Raw genomic sequence first — 17,997 nt, 5'->3', positions numbered from 1 at the left:
TATTAATGAAAAAGAATATTAATTCTAATATATATAATAATGCTTATACACATAATACAATTTTTTTAATATGCTATTAAGATTTATAAAAAAATAATATATAATATAAATAATTACTAATATGAGGATTAAAAATGTTAAAAACTATTACCATTATAATATCAATTTCAGCTTTAATTTTAAGCATAATAAATTTAATTATGATTATAAAAACATCTAAACAAAAATAATTGTATAAATGAAGGTTGGTACATAATTAACAATATAAGATTTGCTAGTTTTATTATATTATCTTTATCTGTAATAATTTTATCAGTAGCTTTCATAATTAAAGGATAATACTGTGGCAAGAGAAGGGACAGTACGAAAAAAAATTGCCCCCTGAAAATAAAGCTAAACCAATATTAAAAGTATTTATGTAAGATTAGAAAATGAACTATATGATAAAATGATAAATTAGAAAATATTGCCGAAAGTGAAAATCAAACTAATATTACGTCAACTTTTATAATAGATAGTGAACATAGGGATATTAATTTAAAACCTTATAGTAATTTGATAGATTATGAAGAGCATTTAGCACATGGTAAATGTATTAATGTATTATAGAAGATATAAAAGAAGAAGCAGAAAATAATTATAACATTTAACTATAAAATAAAATGGGTTAGAGATAATGGCTAAAAGTACAGATGAAAAATATTGGGAACACTGGCTTGATGATGCTCCTTATCCTAATATAGATATAAATAAAATTAGACAAAAAATATAGATGCGGGCTTAATAAAACCGCTAAATCCTGAAGATCATGTTGTTATAGACTTGAAGTTAATAAAAAAGTTAAAAGAAGAAATCAAGAGAGAAAAAGAACAAGAAGACAGTCAGGAAAATTAATTAAAAATATTCATTAATAAACTAACTATAGTATAAATCTTTTTTGAAAAAACAAGGTTTAGAAGATAAGCCCATATTATTAAAAAAGAATATAATCGAAAAAAATAAGGCAAGCCACACTGATATTACAGAAGAATATAAAATAATAATAGTATGATTTTAGAATTATACAATGAAAAATAGAACTATTAAATAACTAGTTACAATATAAGTAAGAGATAAAAATATATTAGATAAAAAATCTAGAATAGGAAGGACACATATCCCATCCATCGCACAAGCGGCAGGCGTGGGCGGCAAATTTTCTGCCATTCGTACTAGCTCTATATATTTAGTTTAACAAAGTTTTTATGATAAGTCAATATAAAAATTATTAAACAGGATAAACTAACTATGATTTATATTTTATATTATTATAATTAAATAAAAAATGAAAAAATATAAATTACAAATCATAAACATAAATACTTTCTTCTATATCTTCATCATCTATTTTTAGACTATTTTTATTCCCAGAATCTTTAAATCCTTTTTTTTGGTAAAACTCTTTTGCCTTTTCATTTTTCTCAAAAACGCAAAGACATATATTTGTATAACCCAAATCTTTCATGTACTTTACAGCATGTTCAAGAAGCAAAGTACCTATTCCTGAACCTTGATATATTGGGTGTACATATAAGGATATTATCTCCCCATAGCCTTCCATACTGCATCTGCTTTTTCCATGAGAAATAACTGCTATAGGTTTATTATCAATATAGGCAATATGAGCCTCTCTTGTTTTATTATTAATACCCTCTTCAAACTCAGTACACCAATCATCTAAATATATTCTCTTTAAATAAGAATCGGGTATAATATTTTTATAAGCATCTTTCCAGCATATGGCATGAAGTTTACTTATATCAAAAACATCTTTTAATTCGGCCTTTTTTACAACTATATCCATAATAATATCCTAATAATAATAATTATCAATTACTATTATTATATGTTAATAACTATTTATTTTCAATTATTTTTAAAAATGATTTTTATATAGAACTTAAATTTCTTAAAGCATTACTTATCAAATCTTCTGCCGACATATTATCTTTATTTTCTATTGAAGACAAAGCCTTAACAGCCTCATTATTTGAAAAACCTAATGATATTAAAGCCTTTATAACATCGCTTTCATTATCATTATAGTTTTGAACAGATGAAGAAGAAATATTAATATCAATCTTTTCTATTTTATCTCTAAGTTCAAATAAAAGTTTCTCAGCCTTTTTCAATCCCATACCCTGAACTTTTTTTAATAAATTAATATCCTTATTAAAAAGTATATGCATAAGATCATTAATTGAATATGTAGAAAGTATCTCCATAGCAAGTTTAGGTCCCACACCTGAAGCTGCTATAAGTGTAGAAAACATCTTTTTTTCTTCTCTAGTTAAAAAACCATAAAGTATCATAGCATCTTCTTTATGTATAAGCTGAGTATAAAGTCTTATTTTATCATCATTTTTTACTTCAAGTTTTTTTGATACTATAATCTCATACCCAACACCATTACAAACAAGAGCTATGACACCCTCGGATATTATCTGAACATTACCTTCTATAAAAGCAAACATTTATAAACTAGGCTCGTATTCTAATTCTTTTATCACTTCAAGCATTTTATCAGTGCCTACTTTAGCCTCATCATATTCTACTTCAGCACATGCCTTTTCCAAACTTACATCAGCTTTGCTCACACCATCTAAAGCAGTTAATTCTTCTGTAACAGCTTTAACACAGTTTTGACAACCCATTCCTTTTATTTTTATAGTTATATTTTTCATTTTTTTAATACTCCTTTGTTTTAATTATCTAACAAAATTATATACTAGATAAGGGTATTTTGCAACACAAAAAAAACAATATTATTTATTTATTTTTTCTGCTTCTTCTCTATACAAATTAAAAACAACACTCATCTCTGTTCCGACATTCTCCTCGCTTTTTATATGTATGTTGGCATTGTAGTAATTGCATATGTTTTTTACTATTGTAAGCCCAAGTCCAGTACCATGCACTTTAAGATATTTATTATTTTTTACTCTGAAAAATCTTTCAAATATCCTGTTTAAATACTGAGGAGCTATTCCGCAGCCTGTATCTTTAACAGTAAATACTGCCTTATCAGCTTTTTGTTTTAAAAATACCTTTACACTTCCGCCGTCATCAGTATATTTTATAGCATTATCAACCAAATTATTAACTACCTCTGTAATCTTTTCTTTATTAGCCATTATAAAAGCAGATTCTATATCAAGCTCTATATTTATTTCTCTTTGTTCTGCCTTTATTTTATTACTCTCAAAAACATCAAGTATAATATCTTTAATATCTATCTTCTCATCAATAGTTTCTTTCCAATTAGCCTCTATTCTGCTTAATGTAAGCATATCTATAACAAGGTCTTTCATTCTCAAAGCCTCATTATTTATACGTTTAATAAAATCTGCCTGATTTTTTCCTCCTCCTGTAGCAATAAGAAGTTCAGAGTATCCTATTATAGAAGTAAGAGGAGTTTTCAATTCATGAGAAGCATTAATAAAGAAGTCCTGCTTTTCTATCTCTACTTTTCTTATATCTGTAACATCTTCAAATTTTATTAATGCTGATATATTTTCATTATTGCGTATAGGTATAATAGTAATTTCTATATCCATAGTATGTTCTTTTACATCAAATTTAGAAAATCTATTAAACTCTATAGCATTATTAATTCTTTCTATTACTTCACTGCTTTTTATGATTTCACTTAATTTTTTTATATTGCTGTCAGATATTTCAAGCAAGTCTAATGCATACTGATTAATAAAAAATATTTCTTTATTTTTATTAACAGCTATAATACCCTGTGCTATATTTTCAAGTACATAATTAAGTTTTTCTTTTTCAGTTTGATAGCCTGTAATATTTTCATTAAGACTAACTGCTAACTCATTAATATCATAAAGAATAGTATTAATATCATTATAACCTGTCAGGTTCTTGGGGGCTGCTGATTTATTATTGTATATATTATCAAGAGTTTCTTTTATCATATAAAAAGGAATCATTATATTTCGGCTCATCAAAGGAAGCACCAATGCCATAATGATAATAACAACACCTATAACCATAACGGCCGTAAATAGAAAACTTATTAAATATTTATTAACTGAATCTATAGGTATTGAAATTCTTAATATATAATCTCTGTCATCATCAGCCTTAATCTTTTTTGACACATACATATAAGGTGTTTTCTGGCTTATAGAGGTATGTATAGAAAAAGCAGGTTTATTTTCAATACTATGAAGAGCCTCTATTACATCGCTTCTGTTAGTATGATTTCCCATAGGATTTTTGGAAGTATCTGTAAGAGTATCTGCTACAACCATTCCATTAGTGGATATTATACTTATTCTAAGTTCCTCTTTATCTGATTGAAGCACAAATTTTCTAAAGGCATCTTCTGTCTGTACATCATATAAATCAATTTCCTTTTCAAGCATATCCATAATGTTTAATATCATAACCTGACTGTACATAATATTATTATATTGAACAGTAAACAGTATTCCTATAAACATTAATGCACTTGATAATATAAGAATAAGCAATGATTTATAAAATATATTCCTAATCATAATATTGTTATACTTCTGTCAATTTATACCCCATACCTCTGACAGTTATTATATTTTCTTTAGTTAAATCAAGTTTTTGTCTGATAGATTTTATATGCATATCAATAGTTCTTGTCTCCATAGAATGATCTACTCCCCATACTTCTTCAAGCATAGTTTCCCTATCAACTACATTATTGGCATTTTCCATTAAAAGTTTAAGCAAATCAAATTCTTTTTGTGTTAAAACAACCTGCCTTTCTCCTACAAATACGCTTCTCTTTTTCACTACAAGTTTTATTTCACCAAAAGTAAGCTCTTCAGCATCAAGCCTAACATCTTTTTTTCTTAAATTAGCCTTAATTCTAGCTAAAAGCTCCAAAACTGAAAAAGGTTTAGGCATATAATCATCAGCACCCAAATTAAGCCCAGTAACAATATTAATTTCGCTAGCCTTTGCTGTAAGCATTATTACCTTAATAGGCAGATGGGCATAATCGGTTCTAATAATCTTTAATATTTCCGTACCCTCTATGTCTGGAAGCATTATATCAAGAAGTACCAAATTAGGGGTCTGCTTCTTTAATGCCTCAAGCATGTCATTACCGTTTGAGAAACATTCTATAGTATATCCTGCTTCCTCAACAGTATACTTAATAAGATCTCTGATGTTGTCATCATCTTCTACTGAGTAAATAAGTTCTTTATTCATAATCTAAACTACCAAAATAATATAATTTTTTGTTATATAATCTGTATATTTTATACTATTAATATACAGCTTATATACAATAATAATATAATAAAAATTTATTTTTTGTCAAAATTTTTTATAGCCGCTAAAAAAATCATTTGTATTTTATCCAATATAATAACTTTCATTAATAATATTAAGTAAAAAATATTAAATTTAAATGTTGACTTATAATATTTTTAATATTAAAATTATATTTATGAAACAAGATATAACACCTATATTAGAAAATTATTTAGAAACTATCTACAACTTAGAAGTAGAAAAAAATTTTAAAGAAGCCATTAGAATAACAGATATAGCTGATGTAGTTGGACGCTCTAAAGCAAGTGTTAATACTGCTATAAAAACTCTGTCAAAACTTGGACATATAAAGCATGAACATTACGGCGATATAGAGCTTACAGAATCAGGAAGAGCTATTGGAAAAGATATTGCAGAAAGACATGCTATATTCTATTACTTCCTTACAAATGTATTAAATGTAGATGAAAAAATAGCTGATGAAGAAGCCTGCTTAATAGAGCATGCTATGAGCAGAGATACTGTACATAAATTCAAAGAGTTCCTCTGCGGATACTGCAAAAAAGAAAATATATTTAATAATACTAATAAAAACTAATAGCCTATATTAAAATTTTTATGTTCTAAACTATATTTGAATAATAATAACAATTTTATAAAAAATAAAATCCGCTAGAATTATTTTTTAATTAAATATAATTCTAGCGAATAAGTCTATATTTATTAATTATATAATTTCACTTTCTATCATCTCATTAAAAGTCTGTCTTTTTCGTATAATATAGTGCTTATCTTTATCTGCCATAACCTGAGCTATAAGCGGTCTTGAATTATAATTGCTTGACATACTAAATCCATAAGCACCAGCATCAAGTAATGCAACATAATCTCCCTCTTCCACCACAGAACACTCTCTGTCATAAGCAAAAAAGTCAGAACTTTCACATATAGGTCCCACAAAATCATAATTAGATACACTTTCTCTTTTTACTAAAGGATATATCTCATTATAAGCATCATACATAGCTACCCTTACATAATCATTCATACCGCCGTCTAATATAACATACTTTCTTCCAAGCTCCTCTTTTACATATTCTACTCTCATTATCAAAGCACCAGATTCTGCTACAAAATATCTTCCGGGCTCAGTTGTTACTTTAAGATTCATTTCCTTTAATAGATTTATGCTTTCATTTTTGAACTTATCAAAATCAAAACCAGAATGATCTTTATTATACCTTACCCCATAACCGCCGCCTATATCGATATCGGTTATATTAAATCCCATGCTATTAACCTCATTAATCAAATCTCTCATTACCAAAATTGCTCTGTAAAAAGGCTCAGCATCTGTCATTTGAGAGCCTATATGCATTGATAATGACTCTATTTCTATATTATCTAATGATTTTAAAAGATTAGAATTTTCTATTATAGTTTTAATACATACTCCGAACTTGTTTCCATTTACACCAGTAGTAATCTTTTCATGAGTATGGGCATCAACATTAGGATTAACTCTTATAGAACATTTTACTCTCTTTTTAAGTTCTTTAGCTATATTATTAATTCTTACAGCTTCCGGAATTGATTCTATATTAAAACGTTTTATATTAAGCTCAATAGATTTTTTTATCTCTTCTTCCGTTTTTGCTACACCAGAAAATACTATATTACGGGCATCTCCTCCAGCTTTTATATATTTTAAACTCTCCCCTATAGAAACAACATCTGCCCCAATTCCTTCTTCTACCATCATTTTTAATATAGACAAATTATTCTCAGCCTTAACTGCATATGCTATTAATACATCGTCTAAAGATGAAAATATATCTTTCAAAAATCTTATTTTCTGTAATATGTCATTTTTTGAATAAAGATAAAAAGGACTTCCGTAAACTTTTGTAAGTTCTCTTATATCAATATCCTCGCACATTAATATATTATTTTTATAGCCTATCATTATACCGCTCCTATTTTTATTAATTATTTTTTATAATTTATTCAAGTTTTTTAGTTAAAACTTCTGTTATATTCACGCTTAATATATTATACTCATAAAGAAGAGGCATATTATTTTCCAAAACCTTTAATGTCTCTTCACTTTGATAATGACCTATACCAATAGCAATACCGTACTCTTTTGATAATTTAATTAGCTCTCTCCACTGCTTCATTATGCTGTCATAATCTCTGTCATTATCCAAAAATACATTTCTCTTTGCCGTTCTTACATTATTTTCTAATGCCAAATCATATATCAAACTTTCTGCAGAAGTATAAGAATCAACAAAATATTTATTGTTATTTTTAGCATAGTCAATCATATAAGAAACTATATTAATATCCTTACAAGCAAGAGAGCCTGTATGATTATTCATTCCATTAGCATAAGGAACTTTTGAGAATGAATAATCCAGTAAATTAAAAACTTCATCTTTATTCATTCCAGTTCTTATTATAGTTTTCTCTCCGAAATAATCACTGCCCTCCATAGGCATATGCAAAATAACATCAACATCATTACTATATGCTGCATAAGAAAAATCAATGCTGTGAGGAGAATCTGGAAGCACCGCAAATGTTATGCCGTATTCATAAGCTAATTTAAAATATCGCTCTGTATAATCAAGAGTATTCCCGCTGTCATCTATTATAATACTTATAAAATTACTGCTTTCTATGGGTTTTATAATATTATCTAATATAGGTTCTGATATATTAGGAGAATTAATATCTGCTGAATAAAATACATCATTAGTTTTTTTTGACGTTATAGTTTCTCCAGATGTATAATTTCCATCTGCATATTCAAAACTAATACCATAACTTTCTTTAACCTTAATGAAGGTAAAAGAAAATACAATAATTATAATAAATAAAAATATAAAAATAATTATTCTTTTCATAAAAACTAACAAACTAATATTTACTTTTTATGATAATCTAAATACTAATAAAAGTCAATTACATAAGTTAAATCATTTTTCTATAATATTGTCAATACTCACAACAGCATGTTCCTTGCATTTAGGACATTTAGGGTAAGTAATATTTTTTATAATTTTTGTAAAAAAAGAATCTTTTTTATTATCATCATCTGAATTAACTTTCATTATTACATTTCCATTTTCTGAAATTTCAGTATTCTCAAAATCTAATGGAATACTAGAAAAAATAGAAGGAGCATGCAAGTTTTTATCAGAACTAAAATAATGTCCGCATTTTGTGCATTTATAAAAAAAAGGCGGTTTATCTCGAAACATATATTAATAACTCCTTAAACTATATATCTAATACCAATAATTTATCCTGTTCGCTGTCAAAATGATCCGACATGTAAATAATGGTATCATCTTTTTTTATAATACTATACGGCTTTACCCTATTATGCCCTACCACCTGATTATATCCAACCCAAGAATCAGCAGTCAAATCCTCTGTGTCAGCCCACAAAATACCTGCAAATTTACTTAATCCTCCTCGTCTGAAAGAGGCTATATTACAGTCATCTTTATCATTCTTATATACTATATTTACAATGCTTTCAATATTATCAATATTTATATTATCTATATTATATTTATTTTTTATATAATCAATCCAGCCATTTGTTATTCCAGCATGTGTAAAAATATAATTATTTTCTATATGTATAGGCTTAAATATATTAGCATTATCATTAAATATTTTATTCATTTCTTTTGCATAACTTTCTCTGTATCTGCTTGCTGTAGGATACCCCACTATATACTGAAAATCATGATTGCCTATAAGAAGTTCAACATTATCATTATGATTTTTTTTAAACTCTATCACATCTTTAAGATTATTAATTATCTCTTCATCATCAAAGCGAACCCAGCTGTCATCGCTGTAATCTCCCATAAATATTATTTTATCAAATTCAGAAAATCTTCCTTCAAGTAATTTCTTCCAGCAGTCTTTTCCATGCAAATCACCTATAACGGATATTTTCATTTTTAAAACCTCCCTTAAAGCCTCCTTGCAAGTATTAATATATTATGATAATCTATATTTAAATTACTAATATCTTTTTCTAATACTTTAGAAGTATAAATATTTTCAAATTCTTTTTGTAAAAGATCCTTAAACTCTTTTATATTATCACTATACTCATCTATATTATATTTATTATTAATGGAAGGTTCATAATCAGATTTTATCCTGTCAATAATATTATCTACAATACTTCCTTTTATCTCATAAATCTTTCCTATAGTCTGTACTATATTTATTACTCTATATTTATTAGAGTTTGAGTTAATATCATCCATCATATAAATGTTAATAGAATAATCTGCAGATTTTCTTTTATCTTCAAGAACATAATCTAAATTTTTTATGGCTTCTTCAACAAAATTATTAATTATAACCGTATCATATTCTTCATGCAAATCTTCTATACCTATAAGTTTTTCTATAAATAATTTATCAAACTGATCATAAAAATATTTTTTTATGTCATTAAAAAACATATATATATAAAAGAATTTCATATCTTTCCCTTTTACTACACTTATTAGATATGAAATAAAATCTTTTGTTCTTATTTCATTTATAGGTATTTCATAATGCGATGATAAATACTTTATTACATCGTATATATTATTATTAATAACATCAACAATTTTTGTTTTATCATTATCCTTAATATACAAAATATTATTATCCAGATTCAGACTTTCTAAATGAATAGAATCTCTTTTTTCTTTTAATAGTCTTACTTTATTTTCCATATCATTTTTTACAATTTCTTTTTTGTCTTCAGGTGTTAAAGATAATATTTCTTTTTCTATATATTTATTATCTTCATCTTCTTTTTCTCTTTCTAATTCCTCAATCTTTTCTAAAGTATAGAACTCTTTTTTTTCAAGTATATCTTCTATTCTTTTAAGATTATTTTCTTTATCATTACCATAAACGTATAATTTAAATCTAAATCCGTATTTTATATCAATCCCCATCATTTTTACAAAAGATTTGGCATTAACTATTTTTCCATTTTGATTTTCTATTTCAATTTTATCATCTATAGTCCTTAAAAAATCAACGATAGAATTAACAATTTTATTATCAGATGTCAAACTATTTCTGCATTCAAATTCTTTAGATATAAAATCTTCCATAAAACATAAGCCTTATAATATATTTTTTATAAAATAACATTAATTTATTAAAATTTCAATAACTTTTTGTATAAACAAGATAAATAAATTAAATAATAAAGGCTTATTCCCAATTATAGAAATAAGCCCTTATTTATGGAAAACTTTTTAGTTGGATATGTCTTTATTATTATTTTTATCCATCTTATTTAGCAATAATTGTACCAACATACATTTTATCTGTTCTTACTCCGGGTTTAATTTCTCCGTTAATAGAATATATTTTATTTCCTATTAATATCAAACCTTCTCCGCAAGGAGCATCAAAAGGAATCTCACCTATTGTTTTCCAAGTATTAGAGTCGCAGTTATAAATTAATATATTACTGTTCCAATTAAATTCATAAGGATCAGCTCCGAAATATCCGGATCTGAAATCAGCTAATTCAGCACCTTGAAGATTAGCTAAATTATAAACAGCATCATCATAAATAGCTTTATTAAATCCTCCTATAACAAGCATTTCACTTTCATTAAGTTTAACAGATGCAGCACCAAGTAAAGATATTCCTTCACCATTAAGAGCTACTTCAGCAACAGGAGTCCAAGTATTACTAGCAAAATCATATTTGTAACCGTCAGTGTAAGCTGTTAAATCACCGCCGCTAAATACATATATATTGCCGTTTAGTAATTGAGCAACAGCCTGAGTTCTGCTTTCCTCTCCGGGTACTGGAGCTAATTCTTTAGCTTCTTTAGCTGCTAAATCATATTCATAAAGTTTATTACTTCCTTTGCCTGCTTGTTTACCAGTAATTATATATAATTTACTATCTTTATAAACAGCTGCTCCATTTTGCAAAGTGAAAGGCAAATCACCTATTTTTTCAACATTTAATTTATTATCTTTTAATGTAATAAATAGTATATCATCATCAGCTTCAGGATTTGAAGATCCCCCTATATAATATATTCCATCATCAGTAGTTACAGACGCACCATATCCTATTTCATTTTCTAAGTTAATATGCTCTACTGCTTCTAATACGCCGTTTTTATCTTCAAGCATATAGATATCAGAATAAGTTCTTTTAGCTCCGCCGTTTAATACGGATTCTTCAGGGAAGTTAGCACCTCCGCCTACAACTATATATTTATCAGCCAAAGAACCATATAAAACTCCTGCTGTACCTATATTTTTATCCATTCCAGTTTGAGCAGGTAAATGTCCTCCCACTTCCCAAACTATTTTTTTATCAGTTTTTGAATCTAGTATATTAGTGTTATTATTAGCTGTGTTAGTTCCGGAACAGCTTATTATAAATATAATAGATAAAATTAAACATATTTTTTTCATTTTATCTCCCCATTATTTATTTTTCATAACTGTAGAATAAGTTAATCCTTTTATTTTTTCTGCAGATGGTTTTCCAAAGGCAAAAGAAGCCAAGAAAGAACCTATTACTCCAACTGCTATAATTATAAATGAAAGCATAAACTCAAATATTTCTGGTTTAGTATATCCCGGTATAAATTTAGTAAGCATTCCTGCAGGATCGCTTATATAGAATGCCACTATAACAGAAAGTATAAATCCTATCCAAACAGCTTTAGTTTCAATTTTATCAAAGAATATACCTACCAAGAATACAGCAGCTATAGGACCGCCTAAAAGACCTGTTATAGCTTGGAAATATAAGAACATATCGCCCTGACCATTATATATAAAGTATATAGCAAGCAAAGTACTGAATATACCTACTATCCAGCTTGATAATCTTGCAAATTTTAATTTAGAAGCATCTTCCATACCCGGTTTTAAAAACTCTAATATATCAGCAGTCATACAAGTAGAAACAGAATTAAGACTAGATGATACTGTAGACTGAGCAGCAGCAAATATAGCAGCTATTACAAGTCCGGATATACCAACAGGCAAAGCATTTACTACAAAATAAGGAAGTATAGCATTACCATTAACGTTTTCAGGCAAAGGAGTTTTGAAATGAAAATAAATATACAAAGCAGAACCCATACCTATAAATATTACTATACTAGTACAAAGTAAAGGAATATTCATATACAAACTTTTTTTAGCTTCATGTTCATCTTTATTAGTAGCGTATCTTTGAACTATATCTTGGCTTCCTATATAAGAATAAATAGAGTTAACAAACCCTCCAATTATGATAGTCCATATACTAGTTTTAAACAAATCAAAAGTAAAGAAATCAGGAGTTATAATTTTTCCATCATCAGCTAAAAGCTGAAAACCTTGACCTATTCCCTCAGGAGCAGATGCAAAACCTACTATAATAATAAGGAAAGCTCCCAAAAGAAGTACAACAGTTTGTATAGCATCAGACCATAATACAGCCTCTATACCGCCCATAGAAGTATAAGCAACGCAGAATATAGATACAATAACTGTTATTAATACAGGATTAAGAGAAGGAAGTACCTGCTGTATAGCCAAAGTAGGAAGATAAATTACTATAGCCATTCTTACAACGTGAAAAAGTATGAATGTTAAACTTCCTACTAATCTGAAAGAATTATTAAATCTTTTTCCTAAATACTCATAAGCTGTAGTAACATTAACTCTTCTAAAGAATGGTACAAATGTAGGAGCCACCCATAATACTATTAAAATAATACCTAACGGAGCCATACCTAAAAGCCAACTGTTATTATAAACAGAAGCAGGTATAGCTATAAATGAAATAGATGATAAAGCTGTAGCGTAAATACTCATAGCTGTTACCAAAGCAGGAACCCTTCCGCCTGCTTTGAAATAATCATCAGTTGATTTTGTTCTTCTGGCAAAGAACATACCAATTAAAAACATTACAACAAAGTATAGTCCGATGACTACCCAGTCAAACCAATGCCAAGCCATAGTTTTGTTCTCCTATAAATAATATTTTGTTCACGTGAACAATTATATTATAGTCAAATAAATTTATAATGTCAATTAAAAAATAGAAAATATTACAATTTAATACAATTCACCATAAAAAAAATGAAATTTCTAACTAAAAATATATGCTAAAATACTTTAAGTAATAACATTTAATAATATTAATATAAAAAATACACACATAATACAGAAATTTTATATACATATTGATTTTTTATAAAAAAATATTACTATATATAAAAAATATTAGTTTTTAATATGGAAAAATATATAGACATAATAAAAAAATCAAATCTATTTTGCAATATGAATGATAAACAGATAATAGTTCTGTTAGAAGATTTCAAATCTGAAAAAAAGTATTTTGATAAAGATAATATTATAATAGATGCAGGAGATAAAATTGACAGCATATATATTATCTTAAAAGGAAAAGTAGAAATTTCAAAAGAATATGATGATACTAGAAAAAATATAGTGAATATATTAAATTATGGAGATATATTTGCAGAAGCATTAGCATTTTCTGCTAATAAAATATCATCTATACAGGCTATATCATTAGATAAAACTGAAATATTAAAAATAAATATAAAAAATATATTTAACACAAATAACAATGATAAAAACATATTTTTACAGAATTTATTAATGGTAATATCTGATAAGAATAAATTTTTAGCCTTTAAAAATGATATTCTGAGCCAGAAAAGTTTGAGAAGCAAAATTATATTATATTTAAAATATATGTCGAATATACAGAAAAGCAGAAATATTGTAATACCTTATAACAGAGACAAACTTGCAGAGTTTATATCAGCTGACAGAAGTGCATTATCAAGAGAATTAAACAGATTATCAAAAGAAAATATTATAAAACTAGACGGCAGCAAAATAACTATTATAAAATTATAATACAAATCTTATAAATAAATAACCATATCATTTATTCATAAAATCAATATGTTTTTTTCTATTTCTAACCTCATCAGCTATCTTTTTTATAGTTATATTTGACATAGATTTCTCAAAATCAAGCCTCACATTATTAAACTCATCACCCAAAACATCAAACATAGCACAGCCTACCGGGCATACATGATTAGGCTCATGAAAATTAAAAAGTCCCCTTTCCTCCTCTGTAAATACTGCTTCATATATAGAAAGAAGTGTTATATCCTCTTCATCTTTTATAAGCCTGCTTCCCTTTTTATCTGTTTTTACTATTCCAGCAGACTGAAGTTTTAATAGTATTCTCCTTATAACTGAAGGATTAGTCCTTACACTTTTGGCAAGTAAATTTGATGTAGTGCCTTCATTTTCAAAAAATGCTATGCATAAAACTATATGAGCAGCTATTGATAATTTAGTATTAATCTTCATAGTGATATAATCATAAAATAAAAATTATTTATAGTCAATAATTAATTAAACAAAAAAACGTTGTTACAACTTTAGTAACAATATTTTTTTAGTTTTTAGTTGATATATATAAAAAAACATATAAAATTATATACCTAAATAAAACAAATTACTAATAAGGAGAACTTTAAAATGAATAAGCTTTACTATGCTATAGTTTTATCTGCTTTCATATTTGCTCTATCATGTTCAAATAATGCTGATAAAACAAACAATAACACTGCTTCAAATACTGCTGCTAAAAAAGAAGCTGTTACCATAAATGTTGAAGGAGCAGCTGCACCAGAAAGTGTAAAATTCAGAAATGGAAAATTATATATAGCTAATTTAGGAGATCCTAATGCACCAGCAGACGGATTTATAATCGTAGCTAACGAAGACGGCTCTAACCCTCAAAAACTTTTTGAAGGTCAGTTAGACAGCCCTAAAGGTTTTTCTTTCTTAACTGATGATATTATTATTATACCAGACCAAGTTAATGACAGTTCTTTAACTGGAAATTTGGTATTAGCTAATATCAAAGAAAATAAAATAATTACTAAACTTCCTATAGAAGGTTCTAAATTCTTAAATGATACAGTAGTAATAGACCCTACAACTGTAGCTCTAACTGATACAGGTGCTTCTACAGTTCATTTTATAAAAGTTGATAATAACTCTGCTTTATCTATAGCTTCATCAGTAACAGGCGTAGTTGGTGCTAATGGAATATTCTTAGATAACGGCGTATTATATATAGCTGGAAGTACATTCGGAGGAGATCCTAATGGCGGAGATATTTATACTTTAAATATAGACGGTACTGGATTAACTAAATGGACAGCTTCAGTATTAGGTGCTGGTGCTTTAGACGGTATAGCTATTGCTGATGGTAAATTATATGTTTCTGATTGGGGCGTAGACGGTGCTAATAACAATGCATGCATATATGTATTTGATTTAGCTACTAAAAATCAATTAGAAAAAATAGAAGGTTCTTTAAGCGGTGTTGCTGATATAGATTTAGTTAATAATGTTATATATATACCAGAACTTTCTACTAGTTTAATTAAAAAAGTTCAATTATAATTTTTAGTTCATATATAATTTTTTCGTTCATAGTAGCTCAAAAAACGTGCATTTAAAAATATTTTAAATGTGCGTTTTTTATTTTACGCTGTAAGTTTAAAATATTATATTTTTAAATTTGCTAAAGTAAATATTAGTTATTTTAAGTACGATTAAGTATGCGGCAGAGAAAAAGTTAAATAAACCTATTAGCAAACTTAAAAATTTTTAGTAAACTAAAATTTATAAAAAGTTTAATTTGATGAATATATATTTTTCAATCTTATCTCATCATAAAAAGATATCCTGTAAGAATAAAGTTTAATAACTCTATCCAAACTATCCAAATCTGGTTTTACATACAAAGACACACTAGCCAAATCCGATGACCACCATATAGTATATTCTTCAAAAGGTTTTTTATTGAATGAATAATATTTTACATCTGTTTTTGTTATTTCACCGTATTTAAATTTGAGTTTTTCTTTTATATCATCAATTTCTGCTAAAGAGGCAGGATTATAAAATGAAGGATTATTATAAATATCCCCTATATGATTGCATATTTCTATTCTGTAAAGTTCATTATTATAAAAATATAAATAATACGCTAATTTTTCAGTATCATTTTTATATATATTAATAACTCTATTATTTTTAAGTTCAAATGATTCTAAAAAATCAGCATATACATTTAAATTATAATTAGTAATTTTATTATTAACCTCATCAATACTCATGCCAAATTTTAAATCTTTATAACCATTAAGCTCAAAAAGTTCAGGCAATTGTGCAAACATGATATTAGCACTTATTAATAAAATTACTATTATATATTTCATTTCTATTTACTATCTTTATAAAAACCGTTAATAATATCCAATACTTCCTCTGCCTTTTCAGCATACTGCATTAAATCTAAATCAGAAATATCTATATAACTTTCTTTAACCATGTCTTTTTTTAGCCATTCAATAAGGTCAGAATAATAATTTTTATTCATAACAATAAGAGGCATTCTTTGAAGAACTTTAGTCTGTATCAAAGTTAAAGTTTCAAACCATTCGTCCATAGTACCAAATCCGCCCGGAAATATTATAACAGCCTTAGCATATTTTAAAAACATAACCTTTCTTGCAAAAAAATATCTGAATTTAAGTTCTTCTTTTACATAAGGATTAGTTTTCTGCTCAAAAGGAAGTTCTATGCATAATCCTATAGAACCAGAACCAGCATCAAAAGCTCCCCTATTGCCGGCCTCCATAATACCGGGACCGCCTCCTGTTATTATATCATATTTATTTTCACCCAATAATTTAGCTGTTTCATAAGCTAATTTATAATGCGGATGATTTTCTGAAGTTCTTGCACTTCCAAACATTGAAACCGCATTCTTATAATAAGACATAGTTTCAAAACCTTCTACAAATTCGCCCATTATTCTAAATATACGCCAAGATTCATTAGGCATATCAGAATTCTGAAGTTCATAAGTTTCTCTTCTCATACATTCTCCGATATATTTTATTTTATTATTACAGCAGTACCATAAGCTATAACTTCTGTAGTTCCTTCCATTACAGACGATGATGAATAATTTATACCTATAATGGCATTAGCACCTAATTTTTTAGCTTCTTCTATCATTCTTTTTGTAGCTATTTCTCTAGCCTCACTAAGCATTTCTGTATAACTTTCCACCTCTCCGCCTACTATATTTTTTAATCCTGCAAGCAAATCTTTACCTATATGTTTAGCTTGAGCTACATTTCCTTTTACTAAACCTAATAATTCATAATTATAATTGCTTGGCAAATAATCAACAGAAAACATTTTAATATCAGAACTCATTTCATTCCTCCTTATAATTCTTTAAAATATTATGTTAATTTGTCGGAAAACTGTAAATATACTTAAAGATTTTTATTAAATATAATTTTAAGATAATATTAGAAGCAAAACTAATTTTAGAACTACTTCAACCGAAGTATCTATCATTAAGTATGATTGTATAAAATATCAAAGATTACCCACAACACGATTTACTCTGTGAAAAGATTATACTTTTAAAAGAAATCTATTGTATTAAACCGCATTTAATACATATTAGCAAGATATAAATTGTTTATATATATAAATAGTAAATTACAAATCAGT

19 protein-coding genes are annotated in these 17,997 nt (G+C 26.9%); 3 read left to right on the top strand and 16 right to left on the bottom strand.

Annotated elements, in window-relative coordinates:
* Positions 1 to 1,339: 1,339 nt before the first annotated feature.
* From BMUR_RS12395 to BMUR_RS12375, 5 genes are all read right to left on the bottom strand, one after another.
* Complete coding sequence (locus tag BMUR_RS12395; RefSeq protein ID WP_013114886.1) at positions 1,340 to 1,843, bottom strand: GNAT family N-acetyltransferase; 504 nt, start codon at positions 1,841 to 1,843, stop codon at positions 1,340 to 1,342.
* Between the two features lie 85 nt (positions 1,844 to 1,928).
* Positions 1,929 to 2,513, bottom strand: a complete 585-nt coding sequence (ruvA, locus tag BMUR_RS12390; RefSeq protein ID WP_013114885.1) for a Holliday junction branch migration protein RuvA — start codon at positions 2,511 to 2,513, stop codon at positions 1,929 to 1,931.
* On the bottom strand, positions 2,514 to 2,723 hold the full coding sequence (locus tag BMUR_RS12385) for a cation transporter (RefSeq protein ID WP_013114884.1): 210 nt from the start codon (positions 2,721 to 2,723) through the stop codon (positions 2,514 to 2,516).
* An 81-nt stretch (positions 2,724 to 2,804) separates the two neighbouring features.
* Positions 2,805 to 4,562, bottom strand: a complete 1,758-nt coding sequence (locus tag BMUR_RS12380; protein WP_013114883.1) for a sensor histidine kinase — start codon at positions 4,560 to 4,562, stop codon at positions 2,805 to 2,807.
* 7 nt (positions 4,563 to 4,569) lie between these two features.
* Complete coding sequence (locus BMUR_RS12375) at positions 4,570 to 5,253, bottom strand: response regulator transcription factor (protein ID WP_013114882.1); 684 nt, start codon at positions 5,251 to 5,253, stop codon at positions 4,570 to 4,572.
* A 241-nt stretch (positions 5,254 to 5,494) separates the two neighbouring features.
* On the opposite strand from BMUR_RS12375, the gene BMUR_RS12370 reads away from it, so the two are divergent.
* Positions 5,495 to 5,917 carry a metal-dependent transcriptional regulator gene (locus BMUR_RS12370; RefSeq protein WP_041750135.1) on the top strand — a complete coding sequence of 141 codons (423 nt, stop codon included), beginning with the start codon at positions 5,495 to 5,497 and terminating at the stop codon, positions 5,915 to 5,917.
* A gap of 129 nt (positions 5,918 to 6,046) precedes the next feature.
* Here BMUR_RS12370 and lysA read toward each other — a convergent pair whose 3' ends face one another.
* The 7 genes from lysA to BMUR_RS12335 all read right to left on the bottom strand — a co-directional run bounded on the left by lysA (position 6,047) and on the right by BMUR_RS12335 (position 13,350).
* Positions 6,047 to 7,285 (bottom strand): diaminopimelate decarboxylase, encoded by a 1,239-nt coding sequence (gene lysA / locus BMUR_RS12365; protein WP_013114880.1) that lies wholly within the window; start codon positions 7,283 to 7,285, stop codon positions 6,047 to 6,049.
* A 37-nt stretch (positions 7,286 to 7,322) separates the two neighbouring features.
* Positions 7,323 to 8,231, bottom strand: coding sequence for a divergent polysaccharide deacetylase family protein (locus BMUR_RS12360; RefSeq protein WP_013114879.1), 909 nt, complete (start codon positions 8,229 to 8,231; stop codon positions 7,323 to 7,325).
* A gap of 72 nt (positions 8,232 to 8,303) precedes the next feature.
* Positions 8,304 to 8,588: a hypothetical protein gene (locus BMUR_RS12355; RefSeq protein WP_013114878.1), complete on the bottom strand. Its 285-nt coding sequence runs from the start codon at positions 8,586 to 8,588 to the stop codon at positions 8,304 to 8,306.
* A gap of 19 nt (positions 8,589 to 8,607) precedes the next feature.
* Positions 8,608 to 9,303: a metallophosphoesterase gene (locus BMUR_RS12350; RefSeq protein WP_013114877.1), complete on the bottom strand. Its 696-nt coding sequence runs from the start codon at positions 9,301 to 9,303 to the stop codon at positions 8,608 to 8,610.
* A gap of 14 nt (positions 9,304 to 9,317) precedes the next feature.
* Positions 9,318 to 10,472 (bottom strand): HPr family phosphocarrier protein, encoded by a 1,155-nt coding sequence (locus BMUR_RS12345; protein WP_013114876.1) that lies wholly within the window; start codon positions 10,470 to 10,472, stop codon positions 9,318 to 9,320.
* A gap of 184 nt (positions 10,473 to 10,656) precedes the next feature.
* The gene (locus tag BMUR_RS12340) at positions 10,657 to 11,808 is read right to left on the bottom strand and encodes a cyclically-permuted mutarotase family protein (RefSeq protein ID WP_013114875.1); all 1,152 of its coding nucleotides are present in this window, start codon (positions 11,806 to 11,808) and stop codon (positions 10,657 to 10,659) included.
* Between the two features lie 12 nt (positions 11,809 to 11,820).
* On the bottom strand, positions 11,821 to 13,350 hold the full coding sequence (locus BMUR_RS12335) for a sodium:solute symporter (RefSeq protein WP_013114874.1): 1,530 nt from the start codon (positions 13,348 to 13,350) through the stop codon (positions 11,821 to 11,823).
* A 279-nt stretch (positions 13,351 to 13,629) separates the two neighbouring features.
* Here BMUR_RS12335 and BMUR_RS12330 point away from each other — a divergent pair, with 279 nt between their 5' ends.
* Complete coding sequence (locus tag BMUR_RS12330) at positions 13,630 to 14,286, top strand: Crp/Fnr family transcriptional regulator (RefSeq protein WP_013114873.1); 657 nt, start codon at positions 13,630 to 13,632, stop codon at positions 14,284 to 14,286.
* A 27-nt stretch (positions 14,287 to 14,313) separates the two neighbouring features.
* On the opposite strand, the gene BMUR_RS12325 is transcribed toward BMUR_RS12330, so the two are convergent.
* Positions 14,314 to 14,754, bottom strand: coding sequence for an RrF2 family transcriptional regulator (locus tag BMUR_RS12325; protein WP_013114872.1), 441 nt, complete (start codon positions 14,752 to 14,754; stop codon positions 14,314 to 14,316).
* A 171-nt stretch (positions 14,755 to 14,925) separates the two neighbouring features.
* Here BMUR_RS12325 and BMUR_RS12320 point away from each other — a divergent pair, with 171 nt between their 5' ends.
* Complete coding sequence (locus tag BMUR_RS12320) at positions 14,926 to 15,861, top strand: SMP-30/gluconolactonase/LRE family protein (RefSeq protein ID WP_013114871.1); 936 nt, start codon at positions 14,926 to 14,928, stop codon at positions 15,859 to 15,861.
* 233 nt (positions 15,862 to 16,094) lie between these two features.
* On the opposite strand, the gene BMUR_RS12315 is transcribed toward BMUR_RS12320, so the two are convergent.
* From BMUR_RS12315 to BMUR_RS12305, 3 genes are read right to left on the bottom strand one after another with little or no spacing between them, the layout of a single operon-like run.
* The gene (locus BMUR_RS12315) at positions 16,095 to 16,682 is read right to left on the bottom strand and encodes a hypothetical protein (protein ID WP_013114870.1); all 588 of its coding nucleotides are present in this window, start codon (positions 16,680 to 16,682) and stop codon (positions 16,095 to 16,097) included.
* A 2-nt stretch (positions 16,683 to 16,684) separates the two neighbouring features.
* Positions 16,685 to 17,347, bottom strand: coding sequence for an LOG family protein (locus tag BMUR_RS12310; protein WP_013114869.1), 663 nt, complete (start codon positions 17,345 to 17,347; stop codon positions 16,685 to 16,687).
* Between the two features lie 17 nt (positions 17,348 to 17,364).
* On the bottom strand, positions 17,365 to 17,691 hold the full coding sequence (locus BMUR_RS12305; protein WP_013114868.1) for a YbjQ family protein: 327 nt from the start codon (positions 17,689 to 17,691) through the stop codon (positions 17,365 to 17,367).
* Positions 17,692 to 17,997 lie beyond the last annotated feature (306 nt).

This window comes from Brachyspira murdochii DSM 12563 (assembly GCF_000092845.1).
Lineage (GTDB): Bacteria > Spirochaetota > Brachyspiria > Brachyspirales > Brachyspiraceae > Brachyspira > Brachyspira murdochii.
The sequence above is the reverse complement of the archived record's forward strand: the minus strand, read 5'-3'. Positions and strand labels throughout refer to the sequence as shown.